Raw genomic sequence first — 17,451 nt, forward strand, 5'->3', positions numbered from 1 at the left:
TCTCCCCTGTCGTGGCGGGTGCAATCCTGCCAGTACGACGCCTCGCGCGCCCCTGTCGTGACCGGACTCCGCCCCTCGGGTGGGGTGCCGGGTTTGTCCACCATGCCAGTGTCGAGGCATGAGCACCCACGACGACCGGACCGCGCCCGTTGCCGAGATCATGCGGGAGACGGACATCGCCGTGCTGACCTACGTGTCGCTCGACGGCCGCCTGGTCTCCACGCCGATGGGCACCCAGGACTTCGAGGACCCGGGCACCACCTGGTTCCTCACCGAGCGCAGCAGCGACAAGGTGCGCGCGATCGAGGCCGACCCGCGGGTCAACGTGTCGTACTCCAGCAAGGCCGGCTGGGTCTCGCTAACCGGCACCGCCCACGTCAGCGACGACCGGGCCAAGCTCCGCGAGCTGTGGGACGCGTCCGCCGGCGCCTTCATGTCCGGGGGTCCCGACGACCCCGACAACGTGCTGCTGAGAATCGACGGCGACACCGCGGAGTACTGGGAGTCCCCGGGCAAGGTCGCCGTCGCCGTCCATATGGCCAAGGGGCTGCTCAGCGACGACAAGCCCGACCTCGGCGACAACGCCACCGTCCGGCTCTGAGCGGGTCTTCTCGTGCTCGTCGACGCCCACGGTCCCGCCACCGCCGACGAGGCGTGGCGCCGCTTCACCACGCCCGCGACCTGGTCGTCGTGGGCCCCGCTGATCCGTGACGTCGAGGCGACCGACGACGTGCTCGCCGTCGGCACCACCGGCCGGGTTCACGGCCCGGCAGGCGTGGCCGTGGACTTCGAGGTCACCGGGGTGGACCCCGCGCTGCGGTCGTGGACCTGGCGGGCCGGTCGCGGACCGGCCGCGGTGACCATGGACCACCACGTCCTGCCCGCGCCGGGCGGCGGCAGCCGCGCCCTGCTCCGCGTGCCTGCCCCGGCGGCCGCCGTGCTGCAGCCCTACCGCGTCCCTGCCGGCGCGGCGCTGCGGGGCCTGGTGCGCGAGCCCGGCGGCGAGGGCGCTCCGCAGGCGGTGGAGTCCTTCGACTTCGCGTTCGCGCCGACGTACGTCGCCCCGGCGCGCGCCTTCGGCATCACTCCCGCCACGACCACGGTCGAGGTGGGCCCGGACTGGCTGTTCGTCCGGTACGGGCCGTGGCGCCTGGTCACGCCCCGCTCCAACATCGTCTCGGCCGAGCTCACGGGTGGCTTCGCGTGGCACCGGACCGCCGGTCCCCCGCACCTGTCATTGACCGACCGGGGCGTCTCGTTCACGACGAACGGCGACCGCGCCCTCTGCCTGACCTTCCACGAGCCCGTCCCGGCGATCGACCCCACCGGGACGATCACCCACCCCGGCGCCACGCTCGCCGTCGCCGACCCGCGCCGGCTCGCCGCGTCGCTCGGCTTCGAGCTGGCCGCCTGACCCGGTCCTCGCAGCTAGGGTCGCTGGGCATGGACATGCTGCGGGGTGCTCAGATCGCCCAGGCCGGACTGACCGAGTGGCGCAAGCTCGCCCAGGGACTGCACGCGCGCTACGTCGTCGACGACTTCGGTGCCGCCGCCCGCTTCGTGACCGCGGTGGGCGAGGCGGGTGGTGCGATCGGCCACCACCCGCGGGTGGTCGTCGGTCGTGGGCACGTCGACCTCGAGCTCGTCACCGCCGACGCGATCTACCGCGACGTCGAGGACACCGAACACGTCGTGGAGTGGGTGACCCAGCAGGACGTCGACCTCGCCCGCCGGGTCACCGAGATCGCTGCGGAGCACGGCTTGGCCGCGGACCCGGCCTCCGTCAGCGAGATGGAGCTCGGCCTCGACGCGGCGGGCTCGGCCACCGTCGCTCCCGTGTGGGCGGCCCTCCTGACGGGCGATGCCGAGTCCCAGGGCCGGGGATCGCCCAGCGACGAGGTCCGCGACGCCACGGGTCGCGTCCCGAACCTGTGGTTCGACGACCTCGCCGCCGACGCCGTCCCGGGCCAGCGGTTCCACGTCGAGGTCTACGTGGCTCCCGAGGTCGCCCAGCAGCGGGTCGCCGCCGCCGTGGCCGCCGGCGGCGTGGTCGTCGACGACACCCACGCACCCGGGCTCACCGTGGTCGCCGACCAGGAGGGCAACCGCGGCATCATCTGCGCCGACACCTCCGCCCCGGCAGAGGGCTGACGCCTCACGGACGCGCGACCTCGAGCCCGAGCCACTCCCCCAGCGCGTCGAGCTCGGCGTGCACGCGCCGGCGCCGCGCCGCGGACCAGTCCCCGTCCTCGTGCACCGCGTCGACCACCAGCACGCCCGCCTCGCGGTCGGCCGTCGCGTCGACCTTGCCGATTAGCTCGTCGCCGTCGAGCACCGGCATCGCCCAGTAGCCCCACTGCCGCTTCGCTGCGGGCTTGTACATCTCCAGCTGGTAGTCGAAGCCGAACACGTCGTCCATCCGCCTCCGGTCGAAGACCAGCCGGTCCAGGGGCGAGAGGATGGCGGTGCGCCCCTCGAAGGCGTCGAGGTCGGCCAGCTGGTCGGGGTCCACCCGCCACACCCCGCGTACGCCGTCGATGCGGGCGGCCGCACCGGTGCCGCGGACGTCGTACCTCTCGTCCCAGGCCTCCAGCGCCCGTGGGCGGGCAATGCCAAGGGCCCTCAGGCGCCGCGCGGCGAGGACGTGGTGGGCCTCCTCGGCGGGCACCGCCGGGTCACCGGGGTGGACGCGCTCGGCGAGGTCCCAGCGTCTCTCCCGGCCCTCGCGGGAGGCGACCGCCACCTCGCCGCGCGCCTCGAGGCACTCGAGCAGCTTCATCACGTTCTTGTCGTTGGTCCACCCCGTCGAGCGCCACGGCACGTCGCACGTGTCCGGCAGGTCGCGGGCGGCGGTCGGTCCCTCCGCGCGCAGCAGCGCGAGGACGTCGCGGCGACAGCCATCGTTGGCAGCCACCCAGTCGGCGAGGTCCTCCTGCCACTCCTTGAGCGGCGGCTCGCCGGGCCAGGCGTCCATGTCGGCGCGGTGCAGCGCGACGTCCTCGCTGGGCAGCAGCATGGCCCGGAGCTCGACCAGGGCGCCGTCGCCCACCAGGTCCTCGAGGTCCTCCGGTGCGTAGGCGGCCCCGAGCCGCGTCCACAGGGCGAGGTCGGCATGCTGTGCCACGACGCTGGTGAGGTCGACCTGGAGGAACCCGAGGTGTCGGACCACCTCCAGCACGTCGGTGGGGCGCGGCGCGGCGAGCAGCTGGGCGCGTACGGCGATGCGCCGGGCCTGCCGCGGTGTGAGCTTCAGGCTCGGTGGGGCGCCCATGGCGCGATCCTAGGACCCGAGCCCGGTGTGTCGGGGTCATGTCGGCATGGCCCGAACGGGTCATTCCTGCCCCAGATCGGTCATTCCCGGCCGGTTCGCGCCCCTCGGGCGCGATCCGGTGCGACCGTTGACGGCATGTGGGACACCGTCGAGACCAGCTCGGTCCACCTCTCTCACGACCTGCCGTGCAGCGCGTGCGGCCACGGTCGTCACACCTACCTGCCGTGCTCCGACACGTGCAGCTGCGTCCACGGGCGCGACCGCGTGCTCAGCAACGCCTGAGACCCAGCGCCGCTCTGTCAGCGCTCGCGGACCGAGTCGTCCTTCGCGCGCCGCGTGACCCTGCGGCGCACCTTGGACACGAAGTGCTCGCGCGGGGGCGGGTTGCCGTCCTCGTCGAGCTCGTAGGACTCCACCTTCGCCAGCCGCGGCCGGTCGTGGTCGTCGACGACCTCACCGGTGACCCACCACATGCGCAGGCTCGGGCCGGCCAGCCGGAGGAAGGCAAGGTTGTTGTCGAACCACGGCCCCTCGGCGTAGGTCCAGGTGAGCGGCGCGTCAGGCACGTGAGCCGACTTCGACGCCAGGCGGCCCATCGGGCCGGCGACGCCGTAGGAGAGCGCGGCGGTCGCGAAGCGCATGTTGCGCGAGAGCGGGTTGCGGATCGGTGAGCACACGGCCTGGAGGACCGTCGAGCGCAGGACCGGCCCGCCGTGTGTCGTACGCGCCTCGCTGACGTAGCTGTGGTGCACGTCGCCCGAGAGGAACGTGACGGTGGACGGCGCGCGCCCCCGCTCCCCCGCCGCGACCTCCATGACCTGACGCGCGACCTGCTGGAAGCTGTTCTGGAAGGCGCCCCAGTGCTCGAGGTCGACCAGCTGGCGCAGCTTCTCGCCCATCCGGCCGCCACGCTCGCCCCACGCTCCCTGGGCGAGCGCCTCGCTGAACGCCTCGAGGTGGTGCAGCCCGCGCGCGAGCAGGAAGGGCAGGGACGTGCCGACCAGCAGGTGGTCGACGTCGCCGCGCAGCTGCTCGTCGAGCCAGGCTGCCTCGTCGTCGTCGAGCATCGCCCGGTCGTCCGGGTCGAGCTTGCGTGCTGCGCGCGAGTCGACGACCACCAGCCGGGCCTGGGTGTCGAAGTCGCGGGTGTAGCTCCAGCGGTAGGTCTGTGGCTCCCGGTCGACCCTGGCGGCGAACTCGTCGAGGAACGGACCGAGGTCCTGCTCGGCGTCACCCCGGTGCGCGCGCACCTTCGCGTAGACCTCGTCCTGCTCCCGCTCGGCGGGCGACATGTTGCCCAGATGCTGGTAGACCCAGTAGGACGCCAGCCCGGCGACGATGCGTCCGTGCCACCACGAGGTGGCCTCCATCTCCCGACGCCAGTCCATCGACGTGTTCCAGTCGTCGCGGATGTCGTGGTCGTCGAAGATCATCGCGCTCGGCACGGTCGACAGCAGCCACCGGTTCGCAGGGTCGGACCACGCGAGCTTGTAGAGGTGGGCGTACTCCTCGTAGTCCTGGAGCTCGGTCCACGGCGGCTGCTCGATGTCGCGGCGGGACTCGATGAACTCGCGCATCGCGTCGGTGGTCTCGTCGGCGTAGACCTGGTCGCCCAGGAACAGCACCAGGTCGGGGAGACGGTCCGGGTCGAGGTCGGCATCGTCGGGGTCTGCGGCCTCGACCTGTCCGGCGACGCGCAGTGCCCACGCGCGCAGGGCGTCGACGCCGTGGGTCCTGTTGCCCTTCTCGTCATGGGAGACCGACGTGCGGCACGAGCCGAACGCCAGGTGCAGCGGCCGACCCGCCTCGATGGTGGCGATGACGGGGTCGGGGAACGGCGACCCGGCCGGCGGCCACACCCGGTCGCCGTCGATCGTGACCGAGTAGGGCTCCGCGGTGCCCGGAGCGAGCCCGTCCAGCTCGACGAGGGCGTAGTGGTGGTCGTGGACGACGAACGTCGACGCGCTGGCGCTCGCCGCCCCCCGGGTCACCGTGACGCGACCGGGGCCGTCCGTCTCGACCCAGACGGACGCCGATGTCTCGTCGACGTAGCGGAGCAGCGGGCCGAGCAGCAGCTTGTCCTCGGGTGACGTCATGGGCGGAGGAGCACCTTGATCGCGCGACGCTCGTCCATGGCCCGGTAGCCCTCGGCCGCCTCGGCCATCGGGAGCGTCAGGTCGAAGACCTTGCCCGGGTCGATCGCACCCGACAGCACCCGGTCGAGCAGGTCAGGCAGGTAGCGGCGGACCGGGGCCATGCCGCCGGCGAGGCCGACGTTCTTCTGGAACATCCGGCGCACCGGCAGCTCGACGCCGTGCGGCACCCCCACGAAGCCGACCGTCGAGCCCGGGCGCGCGACGGTGAACGCCGTCTTCATGGCGCCGTCGGTGCCGACGCACTCGAGGACGGCGTCGGCGCCGATGCCGTCGGTGAGGTCGGCGATGCGGGCCTCCCCCTCCTTGCCGCGCTCGGCGACGACGTCGGTCGCGCCGAAGGACCGGGCGATCTCCTGACGGGGCTCGTGGCGCGACATCGCGATCACGCGCTCGGCGCCCATCTGCGAGGCCGCGAGCACCCCGCTGAGGCCGACCGCGCCGTCGCCGACCACGACGACGGTGTGCCTGGGCTGCACGCCGGCGGCGACCGCAGCGTGCCAGCCGGTGGCCATCACGTCGGTGAGCGCCAGCAGCGACGGAACCAGGTACTCGTCGGGCATCCCGTCGGTCGCGACGAGGCTGCCGTCGGCCTGGGTCACCCGGGCGTACTCGCCCTGCCCGCTCTGGGTCATGCCGAGGTTGACGCAGGCCGACTGCACCCCCGCGCGGCAGTGCGCGCAGGTGTTGTCGCAGTGGCAGAACGGGACGATCACGAAGTCGCCGACCTTGGTGGTGGAGACCTCCGAGCCCACCTCCTCCACGACGCCGACGCACTCGTGGCCGATGGTCGACCCGGCGCTCACGTCGTTCTCGCCGCGGTAGGGCCAGAGGTCGGAGCCGCAGATGCAGCCGGCGACCACCTTGACGATCGCGTCGGTGGGCAGCTCGATCCGCGGGTCGGGGACGTCCTCGAAGCGGATGTCCCCGGGCGCATGGATGGTGGTGGCACGCATGGGCCGATCCTGCCATGCACGTGTGCACGCCATCCCTCCCTACGGGCGTCCCTCCCCCGGTCGTCGAAGGACGCTCGGGAGCGGCGAACTAGCGTTATCTCATATCTGAGATACCGTTGTCGCCATGGCTGACTACAAGGGTCGCATCGGCAACCTCATCCGCGACGCCCGCAAGCACCGCGGGCTCACCCAGCACCAGCTGGCCGAGCTGCTCGGCACGAGCCAGAGTGCGATCAACCGCATCGAGAAGGGCCACCAGAACCTCTCCCTCGAGATGCTCGCCCGCATCGGCGCGGCACTCGACTCCGAGATCGTGGCACTGGGCGCCGGACCCACGCACCTGCGCGTCGACGGTCCCACCACGCTGTCCGGCTCGATCGACGTCAAGACCTCGAAGAACGCCGGCGTCGCGCTGCTGTGCGCGTCGCTGCTCAACAAGGGTCGTACGACGTTGCGCAAGGTCGCGCGGATCGAGGAGGTCAACCGCCTGCTCGAGGTGCTCAACTCCCTCGGCGTGGCCACCCGCTGGGTCGGTGACGACAACGACCTGGAGATCATCCCGCCCGCGGACCTCAACCTCGCGGCCATCGACGAGACGGCCGCGCGACGTACGCGCTCCGTGATCATGTTCCTCGGCCCGCTGCTGCACCGCTACGACGAGTTCGACCTCCCCTACGCCGGTGGGTGCAACCTCGGCGAGCGCACGGTCGAGCCGCACATGTCGGCGCTGCGTCCCTTCGGCCTCGAGGTGAAGGCGAGCGACGGCAGCTACCACGCCAGCGTCAACCGCACCATCGAGCCGTCCCGGCCGATCGTGCTGACCGAGCGCGGCGACACGGTCACCGAGAACGCCCTCATGGCCGCAGCGCTCCACCCGGGCACGACCGTGATCCGCAACGCCTCGTCCAACTACATGGTCCAGGACCTGTGCTTCTACCTCCAGCGCCTGGGCGTGGAGGTCGAGGGCATCGGCACCACGACGCTCAAGGTCACCGGCCGGTCGTCCATCGACGTCGACGTCGACTACGCCCCTGCCGAGGACCCGATCGAGGCGATGTCACTGCTCGCGGCCGCCATCGTGACCAAGTCGTCCATCACCATCCGCCGGGTGCCGATCGAGTTCCTCGAGATCGAGCTCGCGACGCTGGAGGAGATGGGCTTCCGCTACGACCGCTCCCCCGAGTACGCCGCCCTCAACGGCGAGACCCGGCTGGTGGACATCACCACCCACCCCTCCGAGCTGCGGGCGCCGCTCGACAAGATCCACCCGATGCCGTTCCCCGGCCTCAACATCGACAACCTGCCGTTCTTCGCCGTCATCGCCGCGGTCGCCGAGGGTCAGACGCTCCTCCACGACTGGGTCTACGAGAACCGCGCGATCTACCTCACCGAGCTCAACAAGCTCGGTGCCCAGGTCAAGCTCCTCGACCCGCACCGCGTGCTGATCGAGGGCCCGACGCACTTCTCCGGCGCGGAGATCGTCTGCCCGCCCGCCCTGCGCCCGGCCGTCGTGCTGCTGATCGCGATGCTCGCCTCGAAGGGCCGCAGCGTGCTGCGCTCGACGTACGTCATCCACCGCGGCTACGAGGACCTTGCCGAGCGGCTCAACGAGCTCGGCGCCAACATCGAGACCTTCCGCGACATCTGAGACGGGCAGCCGGCGACGAGGAACGAGTCGCCGGCGTGGGCCCGGCCAGATCGAGCAAGCCCTCCGAGCGAGGAACGAGCTCGGAACGGGCGCGTCGAGATCTCACGTCATTGGAGAGATGGTTTCGGGGCTCGTCGCTGGCGCTCCTCGCACCTCAACCAGCGAGGCGGGCGCTCAGCTGAAGAGCGTCTCCACCCAGGCCCGCGACACCTTGCCGGTCGTCGGCGGGGCGGTCATGTCGGCGGTGATGCGCGGCAGGGGTGCGGTGTGCTGGCCGGCGTTGCGGTGCCAGTCGTTCTCCGCCTCGACCAGCATCCCCAGGTCGGCGCGCGCGAGGAACACCCCGTGCCCCTCAGGGCACGAGCTGACCGTCGCCTCACCGTGGGTCCGCTGGTCCATCTCCACACCACACCGGGGACACGTCATGCTCTCCATCCCCCGACGGTACCGCTGACGTCCATACTTCTGACGTGACGTCGCCCCAACGGTCCGTACCTGCCTACCTCGACAGCGGACGGCCCCTCGCCTTCGCCCACCGTGGTGGCGCCTACCACCCAGACATCGAGGGCCTCGAGAACACGCTGGCCGCGTTCGCGCACGCGGTCGAGCTCGGCTACACCTACCTCGAGACCGACGTCCACGTCACCCGCGACGGCGTCCTGCTGGCCTTCCACGACACCGTCCTGGACCGGGTGACCGACCGCACCGGCAGCATCGCGGACTCGACGTACGCCGAGGTGCAGCAGGCCCTGATCGGCGGTCGCGAGCGGGTGCCGACCCTCGCCGACCTCTTCGACGCCTTCCCGCAGGCCCGCTTCAACATCGACCTCAAGTCCGAGGGCGCGGTCGAGGCGCTCGCGCGCTTCATCGAGGCGCGTCAGGCGTGGGACCGGGTGCTGGTCGGCTCGTTCTCCGGACGCCGGATGAACGCGTTCCGCCGGCGCACGGGTGGTCGGGTCGCCACCTCGGCCCACCCGCTGGAGGTGGTCGCCTTCGTGCTCTCCCCCAGCGCCCGGCTCGCCCGGTGGCTCACCCGCGGGCGACCGGCGGCGCTGCAGGTCCCCCACCGGCGGGGCCGCGTCCTCGTGGTCTCGCGCGGGCTCGTACGACGGGCCCGCGCGGCCGGCGTCCAGGTGCACGTCTGGACCATCGACGACCCAATTGAGATGAACGCCCTCCTGGACCGTGGTGTCGACGGCATCATGACCGATCGCACGGACATACTCAGGGACGTGCTCCGCGCCCGCGGACAGTGGAACGGCCCCGACCAGCCATGGCAGGGGGATGGCATGGAGGGGGACGCATGACGGACGTGGAGGGCGGGATCGCCAACCTCGCGCCGCTCGAGCAGGCGCGCGAGCAGAAGGCCTGGTACTGGTACGACTGGGCCAACAGCGCCTACACGACCACCATCGGCACCGTCTTCTTCGGCCCCTACTTCATCAACCTGGCCGAGAACGCCGTCGGCGGCGAGGACGGCCGCTTCGAGGTCGGCGGGATCTCCCTGCCCCCCGACTCGCTGTTCTTCTGGCTGATCACGGTCTCCACGATCCTGTCCGCGCTGGTGCTGCCCCCACTGGGGGCCTACGCCGACCGCGTGGCCAACAAGAAGCGCCTGCTCGCGACCCTGGCCTGGATCGGCGCGTTCTTCGCCTCGCTGATCTTCTTCGCGACGGGCGACAACTGGCAGCTCGCCGCGGTCGGCATCGTGCTCGGCAACCTGTTCTTCGGCGCGGCCGGCGTGGTCAACGACTCGATCCTGCCGCTCATCTCCGACGAGGACGACCGGGACCGGGTCTCCTCCCGCGGCTGGGCCTTCGGCTACCTCGGCGGCGGCCTCCTCCTCGTGCTCAACCTGGCTGTCTACCTAGGGCACGAGGCCCTGGGACTCGACGAGGGGCTCGCCGCCCGCCTGTGCATGCTGTCGGCAGCCGTGTGGTGGGCCGGGTTCACCCTGATCCCCTTCCTCAAGCTCAACGACCACCCGCCGGTCGCGGTCGAGCAGGTGGAGGGCAACGCGATCCGTCGGAGCTTCGGCCAGCTCGCGGCCACGCTGCGCGACATGCGGCAGTACCCCATGGCCCTGACCTTCCTGATCGCCTACCTCTTCTTCAACGACGGCATCCAGACCGTCATCGCGTCCGCCTCGGTCTACGGCTCGGAGGAGCTCGGCCACGGGCAGACGGTCCTCATCGCCACGATCCTGATGGTGCAGTTCGTGGCCTTCGGCGGTGCGCTGCTGTTCGGTCGGCTCGCCGGCCGGGTGGGCGCCAAGCGGACCATCCTGATGGGCCTGGCCATCTGGTGCGTGATCGTCACGGCGGGCCTGTTCCTGCCGGCCGGCAACGTGGCCCTCTTCCTGGTGATGGGCGTGGCCATCGGCATCGTGCTGGGTGGCACGCAGGCCCTCGCCCGGTCCTACTTCTCCCTCCTCATCCCCCGGGGCAAGGAGGCGGAGTACTTCAGCTTCTACCACGCGATGGACCGCGGCACCTCCTGGTTCGGTACAGCGACGTTCGGCATCGTGCTCGCCCTCACCGACTCCTACCGGCCGGCGCTGTTCGCCCTGATCGCCTTCTTCGTGATCGGCGGCCTGCTGCTCACCCGGGTCGACACCGAGCGCGGCATCCGCGAGGCGGGCAACGACGTACCCGCGGTGATCTGAGCCTGCTCGGGGCCAGGTCCACCCCTGGGGGTGAAGTTCGTCTCGCCTGAGCGTGGCCGCCGACACCGTGAATCCGCGGAATTGTGCGGTCCCCGCTACCGTTGAAGATCGTAGAAGTTCCGGTGCGATCGAGCCGCGTCGTCCACGAGCGGCGTCACGAACCATTGTCTGGCTCGTTGCACTGGAAGACCCGAACACAACACAACGGGTGTCAGCAACCCAATGGAGGTGGGCACGGTGGCGGAGCGCACACTACGTGGCGCACGGCTCGGCGGCCAGAGTTTCGAGGACGAGCGCGGCATCGAGTTCGCCGCTCGGCAGCAGGTCGGTTACCGGTGCAAGCAGGGGCACGACTTCGAGGTCACGATGTCGGTCGAGGCCGACATCCCGGCCAAGTGGGAGTGCCCGCGATGTGGCGAGGAGGCCCTGAGCACGGCGGGCATCCTCCCCGAGGAGAAGGTCGAGAAGCCGGTGCGCACGCACTGGGACATGCTCCTGGAGCGTCGCTCCGAGAAGGAGCTCGAGGACATCCTCAAGGAGCGGCTGGAGCTGCTGCGCGGTGGCGAGATCGGCCCCGCGCACCTGCACCGCGCCAACAAGAAGAAGCGCGTCAGCTGATCAGCTGATCGGGCTGTCGCTTCACTCGACGACGTCGCCCCGGACCACCGGGCCTCCGGGCCCAGGTCCGGGGCGTTCGTCGTCCCGGGGTCCGTGACCCGGACCGAAGCCGGTGCCGAAACCGCTCCCGAAGCCGGGAGGGCCGAACGGGCCGCCGAGGCCGGGCGCGACCACCAGGCGGCGCTCGACCACCCGGGTGAGCAGCCGGCGCGCGAGGGGCCGGGTGAAGGGCAGGATCAGCACGATGCCCGCGATGTCGAGCACGAATCCCGGGCTGAGCATCAGCGTGCCGCCGATGAGGATCAGCGCACCGTCGGCGATCTCGCGGGCCGGCATCCGACCGAGCTGCAGTGCCTCGCGCAGCGCGGTCCAGGCGCGGCCACCCTCGCGCTTGATCAGCCACGCCCCGAGCAGGCTGTCGAGCACGAGGAGCACGATCGTCCACCAGGGGCCGACGAGCTGGCCGACCTGGAGGATGGCCCAGATCTCGACCAGGGGCACCACGACGAAGGCGGCCGCGAGGACCGGGCGCACCCACCGGCGCCGACGGCGTGGTCCTGCGGGCGGGGGTGGAATGGTCATGCCCGGCTCCTGCTCCTCCGGAGCTGCTGACGTCGCTCCGAGAGCCCCCAGCGGGTGATCTTGCGCAGGGACTCGGACGCGACCTGGCCGCTCATCTTGGAGTCGCCGCGCTCCCGCTCGACGAACTCGATCGGGACCTCGGTCAGCCGCAGCCCGCGGCTGAGCGTGCGGTAGGCGAGATCGGTCTGGAACACGTATCCAGTAGACCTCACCGAGCCAAGGTCGATCGCCTCCAGGGTCGTGCGCCGGAACAGGCGGTAGCCGGCGGTGGCATCCTTGACCCGGATGCCGAGCAGCAGACGGACGTACAGGTTGCCGCCGCGCGAGAGCAGGAGCCGCTGGAGCGGCCAGTTGACCACCGAGCCGCCGGGGACGTAGCGCGAACCGATGACGAGATCGGCCGTGTGGAGCGCGTCGAGGAGCCGCTGGAGCTGCTCGGGCTGGTGCGACCCGTCGGCGTCCATCTCGCCGATGACGTCGTATCCCGCTCGGAGCGCGACGTCGAAGCCGTGGAGGTAGGCAGCGCCCAGCCCGGCCTTCTCCGTGCGGTGCACGACGGTCACGGCGGGATCGGCGGCGGCGATCTTGTCGGCGATGTCACCGGTGCCGTCCGGGCTGTTGTCGTCGACGACCAGCACGTCCACGCCCGGCTGGGCGGCGCGCAACCGCCCGACGATCCACTCGAGGTTGTCGGCCTCGTCGTAGGTCGGGATGACCATCACGCACCGGCCGAGACCGTCGACACTCACGCGGGCGTACCTCGCTCCAGGGGCTGCAACGGCCGGGGCGGCTGCAGGTCGTCGTCGGCGGCGCGGTCGCGCTGCCGGCGACGACGATAGGTGATGAGCACGACCGCCGTGTGCACGACGAGGAAGATCAGTGCGAGTCGTCCGGGCCAGACGCCGAGACGGACGGCGAGGGTCTGGGTGGTGCTGAGACCGACGCTCTCCACCAGCACCTCCTGCCCGCGTGCGGGGACCGACGCGACCACCGTGCCGTCAGGTCGTACGACGCCGGAGATCCCGTTGATCGCGGCCACCACCACCCACCGGCCGGTCTCCTGGGCCCGGAGCCGGCTGATCTCGAACTGCTGGGCGAGCTGGCCGGTGCGGCTGAACATGGCGTTGCTCGTCTGCACCGTCACCAGCTCGGCACCGCGCGCCACCTGGCCGGCGATCCCCTCGTCGTAGGCGACGTCGAAGCAGATCGCGTCGGCGACGAGCAGGTCGCCGATCCGGATCGGCTCCAGGCTGGTGCCGCGCACCATGTCGCGCGGCACCTCGGTGAGCCTGCCGTAGGTGGAAGGCATCCAGCTGCTGCCGCGGAAGGGGATGTACTCGCCGTAGGGCACCGGGTGGCGCTTGGTGTAGCGGTCGCCGCTGCCCAGACCCGGTTGGAAGACGATCCCCTGGTTGAGCACCTGGGTGTCATCGAGGGGGTTGCTGTTGGTGCCGCCGACCAGGATCGGGACCGCGATGGCGTCGGATGCGGCGACGATGCCGGCGTGGACCTCGGTGTCGAGGAAGGGGTCGACCGCGGTCGAGTTCTCCGGCCACACCACGAAGTCGGGTCGCGGCTGCTCCCCCGCGGCCACGGCGTCGGCCAGCTCCTCGGTCAGCCGCACGTGATTGGCCGTCACCTCGCGGTGCACGGCCGGCACGTTGAGCCCGGTGCCCGGGACGTCGCCCTGCACTGCCGCGACCGTGGCCGTGCCGCTGCGCTCGAGCGGGAACGGCACCAGTGCGGGCGCGAGGGTGACGACGGCCAGTCCCGCCACGGCGGCGTACGTCGCGCGGGACGGGGTGCGCACCTCCAGCAGCACCCAGGCGAGCGTCGTACCGGTGAGCGCCACCAGGAGGCTGACGCCCGTCATGCCGATCCACGGCAGGGCGTCGGCCCACGGGGTGTCGGCGGTGGCGAACACCAGACGACCGAACGGCATGCCACTGAAGGGGAAGCCGCTGCGCAACGTCTCGATGCCGACCCACCACAGCGCGGCGAGGACGGGCCACGCGCGCGACCGCATGCTCCACGAGATCCCGATGCCGAGCGGGACGAAGAAGGCCGCCTCCATGGCGCACATCGCCAGCCAGGCGTCGGTGCCGACCGCGCGCATCCAGACCATCACCGCGTAGACGAACGCCACCCCGAAGACGAGGCTGGGCAGCCACGCACGACGCGGCTCGAGCCCGCGCACGGACAGCACCAGGGCCGCGATCGCGGGAGGCATCACCCAGGAGTGGCCGACCGGCTCGAAGGCGGCTGCCAGCACGAGACCGCCGACGAGGGCGAGGAGGCAGCGGAGCGGCACGCACAGACCGTAGCCGACGGGTCGGCACGGAGGAGCGCCTGCAGCGGTGCGGGAGGAACCGGGGGGCTTCGGACCAACGCGCACCCGTCTGGCTGACGAGCACGCGGAGTTGTCTACGGCCCCGGGGTCCCTCCCGCATCCAGCCCCCGCGGGGCGCCGTCGACCGGTCGACGGACGGTGGGCACCGCTGGCTCCGCGTGCCCCACGTTCGTCTCCGCTCTGCCGAAGGCGCCACCCGCGAGCTGCACAGGCGGACCCGGGAACCCTCCCTCTCCGCGAGACCGGTGTCAACACGTCCCTGACCTGCGACGACGCACGTTGTCGCAGGTCAACGGCATGCGCCCCGGAGGAAACTCCATTGACAAATCTCGCGTCGCTCGGCGTGTCGACGCATGACACGCCGAGGTGGGGGGTATCAGGCGCGCGATGAGGGAGGTACGACGACCGTGCCCGTGGCGGTCGTGGCCAGCACCGGGGGGTCCAGCACCTCGGCGCGGCCGGGCGCGTCGTCGCTCGGAGCGCCTCGCCCGACGACGTTCACGTCGAAGTCCATCACCCGGCTGCGGGTGCCCTCCTTGACCAGCGTCGCGGTGATCTCGAGGACGTCACCCGCGCGGACGGGGGCCCGGAACTGCACGTCGGAGTAGGAGGCGAAGAGCCCTTCGTCGCCGTCGAGCACGATGCACATCTCGGTGGCGACGTCGCCGAACAGGCCGAGGCTGTAGGCCCCGTCGACGAGGTTGCCGGCGTAGTGGGCGTGGGAGTAGGGGACGTAGCGGCGGTGGGTCACCACCGTGCCGACCCGGCTGCTGTCGGTCATCGGGGTGCTCATGACGCGATCTCCTCGGCGCTCGGACGGGGGCCGGTGAGCCGGTGGACGATGAAGGACGCGACCTCGCCCGGCGTCGTACCCCTGCTGAAGACGCGGTCGACACCGAGCTCGCCTGCCATCGTCTCGTCGAAGCGGGGGCCGCCGACGACCAGGAGCGGGCGCCTGGCGGCCGGGTAGGCCTCGCGGAAGGCCGCGGACATCTCGCGGGTGTTGAGCAGGTGGGCGTCGCGCTGGGTGACGACCTGCGAGACGAGGACGGCGTCGGCCTTCTCCTCGCGGGCCGCCTCGACGAGCTGCGGCACCGAGACCTGGGCGCCGAGGTTGACCACCTTGAGCTCGCGGTAGTACTCCAGCCCCTTCTCCCCCGCGAACCCCTTGATGTTGAGGATCGCGTCGATGCCGACGGTGTGGGCGTCGGTGCCGATGCAGCCGCCCACGACGACCAGTCGCCGCCGCATCGACCGCTTGATCGCCGCGTTGGCCTCCTTCGGCGTCAGCAGGGGGTAGTCGCGCTCGACGACCTCGACCGTGCTGGGGTCGACGAGGTGGTTGACCCGGCCGTAGACGACGAAGAACGTGAACCCCTCCCCCATCGGCTTCGCGTGCACGACGAGGGCCGGGTCCATGCCCATCTTGTTGGCGAGCTGCACCGCGGCGCCCTCGGCGACCTTGGAGTGCTCGATGGGGAGGGTGAAGGACAGCTGCACCATGCCGTCGCCGGTGGTGTCGCCGTAGGGGCGGATTAGGCTCATGTGCGTACTCGCTTCGCTCCGTGCGCCCACGAGGCACGTGGGGCGGTGTGCTGACTGGTGAGCTCGCTGCGCTCGCTCACTTCTCCTCCAGGATCTCGGTCGCGGGGTTGTAGTAGTCGGCCGCCTTGCGGGCCACGCCCTCGAGCCCCTTGCCCTTGTCGGCGGGACGCTTCATCAGGCCGAAGGTGCCGTCGGCGATGGCGGAGAGCAGTGGCGGCTCACCGGGGACGCTGCGGTCGGCCTTGATCTCCTCGAGCAGGCCGATCGCCTCGCCGAGCACCTCGCGGGCGCGGCCGGCGATGAAGCCGTCGGGCGCGGGGCGGAAGTCCTCGTGGAGCTTGCCGGCGGCGTTCATGACGTAGCGGACGTTCTGCAGGGCCAGGTCCCGGTCGGAGATCCACGGCGTCACGACCGCCTCGGTCATCATGCCGACCAGCAGGATGCCCTGACCGGTGAGGGCGCCGACCAGGTTGAAGAAGCCGTCGAGGAGGTAGCCCTTGAAGATGTCGCCGGTCATGTGGCGCGTCGGCGGCATCCACTTCAGCGGCGCGTCGGGGAAGAGCTCGCGCGCCAGCATCGCGTGCGCCAGCTCGAGGCGGAACGAGTCGGGCACCTCGGGGTCGATCTCGAAGGCGTGGCCCAGGCCGAGCTGCCAGTCCTCGAGCCCGGCCTCCTTGGCGAAGTACTCGTTGAGGAGCTGGCTGGTGGTGACGGTGTGCGCGGCCTCGATCGCGTCGGCGGTGGTGAGGTAGTTGTCCTCGCCCGTGTTGATGATGATGCCTGCGCGGGCGTGGACCTGGCGGCTGAAGCGCTGGTCCACGAAGGTCCGGATCGGGTTGATGTCGCGGAAGAGGATGCCGTACATCGAGTCGTTGAGCATCATGTCGAGCCGCTCGAGTCCAGCCAGCGCCGCGATCTCCGGCATGCAGAGGCCGGAGGCGTAGTTGGTGAGCCGGACGTAGCGGCCCAGCTCCCTCGACGTCTCGTCGAGGGCGGCGCGCATCAGGCGGAAGTTCTCCTGGGTGGCGTAGGTGCCGGCGAAGCCCTCCCGGGTCGCGCCCTCGGGCACGAAGTCGAGCAGCGACTGACCGGTGGAGCGGATCACTGCGATGACGTCGGCGCCCTCGCGGGCGGCGGCCTGCGCCTGCGGGATGTCCTCGTGGATGTCACCGGTGGCGACGATGAGGTAGATCCACGGCTTGCTGGGGGCGTCACCGACCTTGGCGATCATCTTCTCGCGAGCGACGCGCTGCCGGTCGATCTGCTTGATGCCGGCACCGACGGCCTTGCGGGCGGCGGCGCTCGCACGCTTCGCGTCCTTGCCCTCGGGCACCCGGAAGGTGATCGAGCCGGCCGCTGCCTTCTGCGCGAGGGTGAGCAGGTCGTCACCCTCGCCGCGGGCGAGGGCGTCCCACACCGGCAGGCTGACGCCGTGCTCGAGACCGACATCGGCGCGTACGACGTCGGCGAGCCGGTTCACCCACGGCGTGCCGTCGGGGTCGGCCCCACCGAGGCCGGCGAGGCGCAGCGTGGCCCGCTCGACACTGACGGTGGTGTGGTGCTGGGCGAGGTCGACGATCGGCTTGCCGACCTGGCGGGCCAACGTGCGCGCACGGCGTACGTCGGCGCGGTCGATGCCGAGGGCGCTGGTCGTGCGGGCCAT

At 71.3% G+C, this 17,451-nt stretch carries 18 protein-coding genes; 8 read left to right on the top strand and 10 right to left on the bottom strand.

Annotation, left to right across the window (positions count from 1 at the left end; all coding sequences use genetic code 11):
- The first annotated feature begins 118 nt into the window (after window positions 1-118).
- From Q1B24_RS11860 to Q1B24_RS11870, 3 genes are read left to right on the top strand one after another with little or no spacing between them, the layout of a single operon-like run.
- The gene (locus Q1B24_RS11860; RefSeq protein WP_299928376.1) at window positions 119-601 is read left to right on the top strand and encodes a pyridoxamine 5'-phosphate oxidase family protein; all 483 of its coding nucleotides are present in this window, start codon (window positions 119-121) and stop codon (window positions 599-601) included.
- Window positions 602-613: 12 nt separating this feature from the next.
- The gene (locus Q1B24_RS11865; protein ID WP_299928384.1) at window positions 614-1,414 is read left to right on the top strand and encodes an SRPBCC family protein; all 801 of its coding nucleotides are present in this window, start codon (window positions 614-616) and stop codon (window positions 1,412-1,414) included.
- Between the two features lie 29 nt (window positions 1,415-1,443).
- Window positions 1,444-2,151, top strand: a complete 708-nt coding sequence (locus tag Q1B24_RS11870; protein ID WP_299928392.1) for a 4a-hydroxytetrahydrobiopterin dehydratase — start codon at window positions 1,444-1,446, stop codon at window positions 2,149-2,151.
- A 4-nt stretch (window positions 2,152-2,155) separates the two neighbouring features.
- Here the strand turns inward: Q1B24_RS11870 and Q1B24_RS11875 are convergent, their stop codons facing one another.
- Window positions 2,156-3,271, bottom strand: coding sequence for a crosslink repair DNA glycosylase YcaQ family protein (locus Q1B24_RS11875; RefSeq protein ID WP_299928395.1), 1,116 nt, complete (start codon window positions 3,269-3,271; stop codon window positions 2,156-2,158).
- 135 nt (window positions 3,272-3,406) lie between these two features.
- Here Q1B24_RS11875 and Q1B24_RS11880 point away from each other — a divergent pair, with 135 nt between their 5' ends.
- A complete protein-coding gene (locus tag Q1B24_RS11880; protein WP_299928398.1) occupies window positions 3,407-3,553 on the top strand; it encodes a hypothetical protein in 147 nt (48 codons plus the stop codon).
- A 17-nt stretch (window positions 3,554-3,570) separates the two neighbouring features.
- Here Q1B24_RS11880 and Q1B24_RS11885 read toward each other — a convergent pair whose 3' ends face one another.
- Window positions 3,571-5,367 carry an alkaline phosphatase D family protein gene (locus Q1B24_RS11885; RefSeq protein WP_299928406.1) on the bottom strand — a complete coding sequence of 599 codons (1,797 nt, stop codon included), beginning with the start codon at window positions 5,365-5,367 and terminating at the stop codon, window positions 3,571-3,573.
- A complete protein-coding gene (locus Q1B24_RS11890; protein ID WP_299928409.1) occupies window positions 5,364-6,380 on the bottom strand; it encodes a zinc-dependent alcohol dehydrogenase family protein in 1,017 nt (338 codons plus the stop codon). The genes Q1B24_RS11885 and Q1B24_RS11890 overlap by 4 nt, the downstream gene beginning before the upstream one ends.
- Window positions 6,381-6,504: 124 nt before the next feature.
- On the opposite strand from Q1B24_RS11890, the gene Q1B24_RS11895 reads away from it, so the two are divergent.
- Window positions 6,505-8,028, top strand: coding sequence for a UDP-N-acetylglucosamine 1-carboxyvinyltransferase (locus Q1B24_RS11895; protein WP_299928411.1), 1,524 nt, complete (start codon window positions 6,505-6,507; stop codon window positions 8,026-8,028).
- Between the two features lie 174 nt (window positions 8,029-8,202).
- On the opposite strand, the gene Q1B24_RS11900 is transcribed toward Q1B24_RS11895, so the two are convergent.
- Window positions 8,203-8,463, bottom strand: coding sequence for a zf-TFIIB domain-containing protein (locus tag Q1B24_RS11900; protein ID WP_366916484.1), 261 nt, complete (start codon window positions 8,461-8,463; stop codon window positions 8,203-8,205).
- 35 nt (window positions 8,464-8,498) lie between these two features.
- Here Q1B24_RS11900 and Q1B24_RS11905 point away from each other — a divergent pair, with 35 nt between their 5' ends.
- From Q1B24_RS11905 to Q1B24_RS11915, 3 genes are all read left to right on the top strand, one after another.
- Entirely contained in the window at window positions 8,499-9,335 is an 837-nt protein-coding gene (locus tag Q1B24_RS11905; RefSeq protein WP_299928418.1) for a glycerophosphodiester phosphodiesterase, read from the top strand.
- Window positions 9,332-10,693: an MFS transporter gene (locus Q1B24_RS11910; protein ID WP_299928423.1), complete on the top strand. Its 1,362-nt coding sequence runs from the start codon at window positions 9,332-9,334 to the stop codon at window positions 10,691-10,693. Before Q1B24_RS11905 ends, Q1B24_RS11910 begins: the two co-directional genes overlap by 4 nt.
- A gap of 237 nt (window positions 10,694-10,930) precedes the next feature.
- A complete protein-coding gene (locus Q1B24_RS11915) occupies window positions 10,931-11,311 on the top strand; it encodes an RNA polymerase-binding protein RbpA (RefSeq protein WP_056907751.1) in 381 nt (126 codons plus the stop codon).
- A gap of 21 nt (window positions 11,312-11,332) precedes the next feature.
- On the opposite strand, the gene Q1B24_RS11920 is transcribed toward Q1B24_RS11915, so the two are convergent.
- From Q1B24_RS11920 to Q1B24_RS11945, 6 genes are all read right to left on the bottom strand, one after another.
- The gene (locus Q1B24_RS11920; protein WP_299928434.1) at window positions 11,333-11,893 is read right to left on the bottom strand and encodes an FxsA family protein; all 561 of its coding nucleotides are present in this window, start codon (window positions 11,891-11,893) and stop codon (window positions 11,333-11,335) included.
- Window positions 11,890-12,612 (bottom strand): polyprenol monophosphomannose synthase, encoded by a 723-nt coding sequence (locus Q1B24_RS11925; protein ID WP_299928860.1) that lies wholly within the window; start codon window positions 12,610-12,612, stop codon window positions 11,890-11,892. The genes Q1B24_RS11920 and Q1B24_RS11925 overlap by 4 nt, the downstream gene beginning before the upstream one ends.
- A 26-nt stretch (window positions 12,613-12,638) precedes the next feature.
- On the bottom strand, window positions 12,639-14,204 hold the full coding sequence (lnt, locus tag Q1B24_RS11930) for an apolipoprotein N-acyltransferase (RefSeq protein WP_299928437.1): 1,566 nt from the start codon (window positions 14,202-14,204) through the stop codon (window positions 12,639-12,641).
- Window positions 14,205-14,619: 415 nt separating this feature from the next.
- Window positions 14,620-15,036, bottom strand: coding sequence for a hotdog domain-containing protein (locus Q1B24_RS11935; protein ID WP_299928440.1), 417 nt, complete (start codon window positions 15,034-15,036; stop codon window positions 14,620-14,622).
- On the bottom strand, window positions 15,033-15,788 hold the full coding sequence (locus Q1B24_RS11940) for an OAM dimerization domain-containing protein (RefSeq protein WP_299928444.1): 756 nt from the start codon (window positions 15,786-15,788) through the stop codon (window positions 15,033-15,035). Before Q1B24_RS11940 ends, Q1B24_RS11935 begins: the two co-directional genes overlap by 4 nt.
- Before the next feature lie 76 nt (window positions 15,789-15,864).
- Window positions 15,865-17,451 carry a lysine 5,6-aminomutase subunit alpha gene (locus Q1B24_RS11945; protein ID WP_299928447.1) on the bottom strand — a complete coding sequence of 529 codons (1,587 nt, stop codon included), beginning with the start codon at window positions 17,449-17,451 and terminating at the stop codon, window positions 15,865-15,867.

This window comes from uncultured Nocardioides sp. (genome assembly GCF_947488025.1).
In the GTDB taxonomy this organism is placed as follows: Bacteria; Actinomycetota; Actinomycetes; order Propionibacteriales; family Nocardioidaceae; genus Nocardioides.

Excerpts from the sequence above, each read along its gene's own strand:
- Q1B24_RS11860 (WP_299928376.1), top strand. The coding sequence starts at position 119 with ATGAGCACCCACGACGACCGGACCGCGCCCGTTGCCGAGATCATGCGG.
- Q1B24_RS11870 (WP_299928392.1), top strand. The coding sequence starts at position 1,444 with ATGGACATGCTGCGGGGTGCTCAGATCGCCCAGGCCGGACTGACCGAG.
- Q1B24_RS11875 (WP_299928395.1), bottom strand. The coding sequence starts at position 3,271 with ATGGGCGCCCCACCGAGCCTGAAGCTCACACCGCGGCAGGCCCGGCGC.
- Q1B24_RS11880 (WP_299928398.1), top strand. The coding sequence starts at position 3,407 with ATGTGGGACACCGTCGAGACCAGCTCGGTCCACCTCTCTCACGACCTG.
- Q1B24_RS11885 (WP_299928406.1), bottom strand. The coding sequence starts at position 5,367 with ATGACGTCACCCGAGGACAAGCTGCTGCTCGGCCCGCTGCTCCGCTAC.
- Q1B24_RS11890 (WP_299928409.1), bottom strand. The coding sequence starts at position 6,380 with ATGCGTGCCACCACCATCCATGCGCCCGGGGACATCCGCTTCGAGGAC.
- Q1B24_RS11895 (WP_299928411.1), top strand. The coding sequence starts at position 6,505 with ATGGCTGACTACAAGGGTCGCATCGGCAACCTCATCCGCGACGCCCGC.
- Q1B24_RS11900 (WP_366916484.1), bottom strand. The coding sequence starts at position 8,463 with ATGGAGAGCATGACGTGTCCCCGGTGTGGTGTGGAGATGGACCAGCGG.
- Q1B24_RS11910 (WP_299928423.1), top strand. The coding sequence starts at position 9,332 with ATGACGGACGTGGAGGGCGGGATCGCCAACCTCGCGCCGCTCGAGCAG.
- Q1B24_RS11920 (WP_299928434.1), bottom strand. The coding sequence starts at position 11,893 with ATGACCATTCCACCCCCGCCCGCAGGACCACGCCGTCGGCGCCGGTGG.
- Q1B24_RS11925 (WP_299928860.1), bottom strand. The coding sequence starts at position 12,612 with ATGGTCATCCCGACCTACGACGAGGCCGACAACCTCGAGTGGATCGTC.
- Q1B24_RS11935 (WP_299928440.1), bottom strand. The coding sequence starts at position 15,036 with ATGAGCACCCCGATGACCGACAGCAGCCGGGTCGGCACGGTGGTGACC.
- Q1B24_RS11940 (WP_299928444.1), bottom strand. The coding sequence starts at position 15,788 with ATGAGCCTAATCCGCCCCTACGGCGACACCACCGGCGACGGCATGGTG.
- Q1B24_RS11945 (WP_299928447.1), bottom strand. The coding sequence starts at position 17,451 with ATGGCCCGCACGACCAGCGCCCTCGGCATCGACCGCGCCGACGTACGC.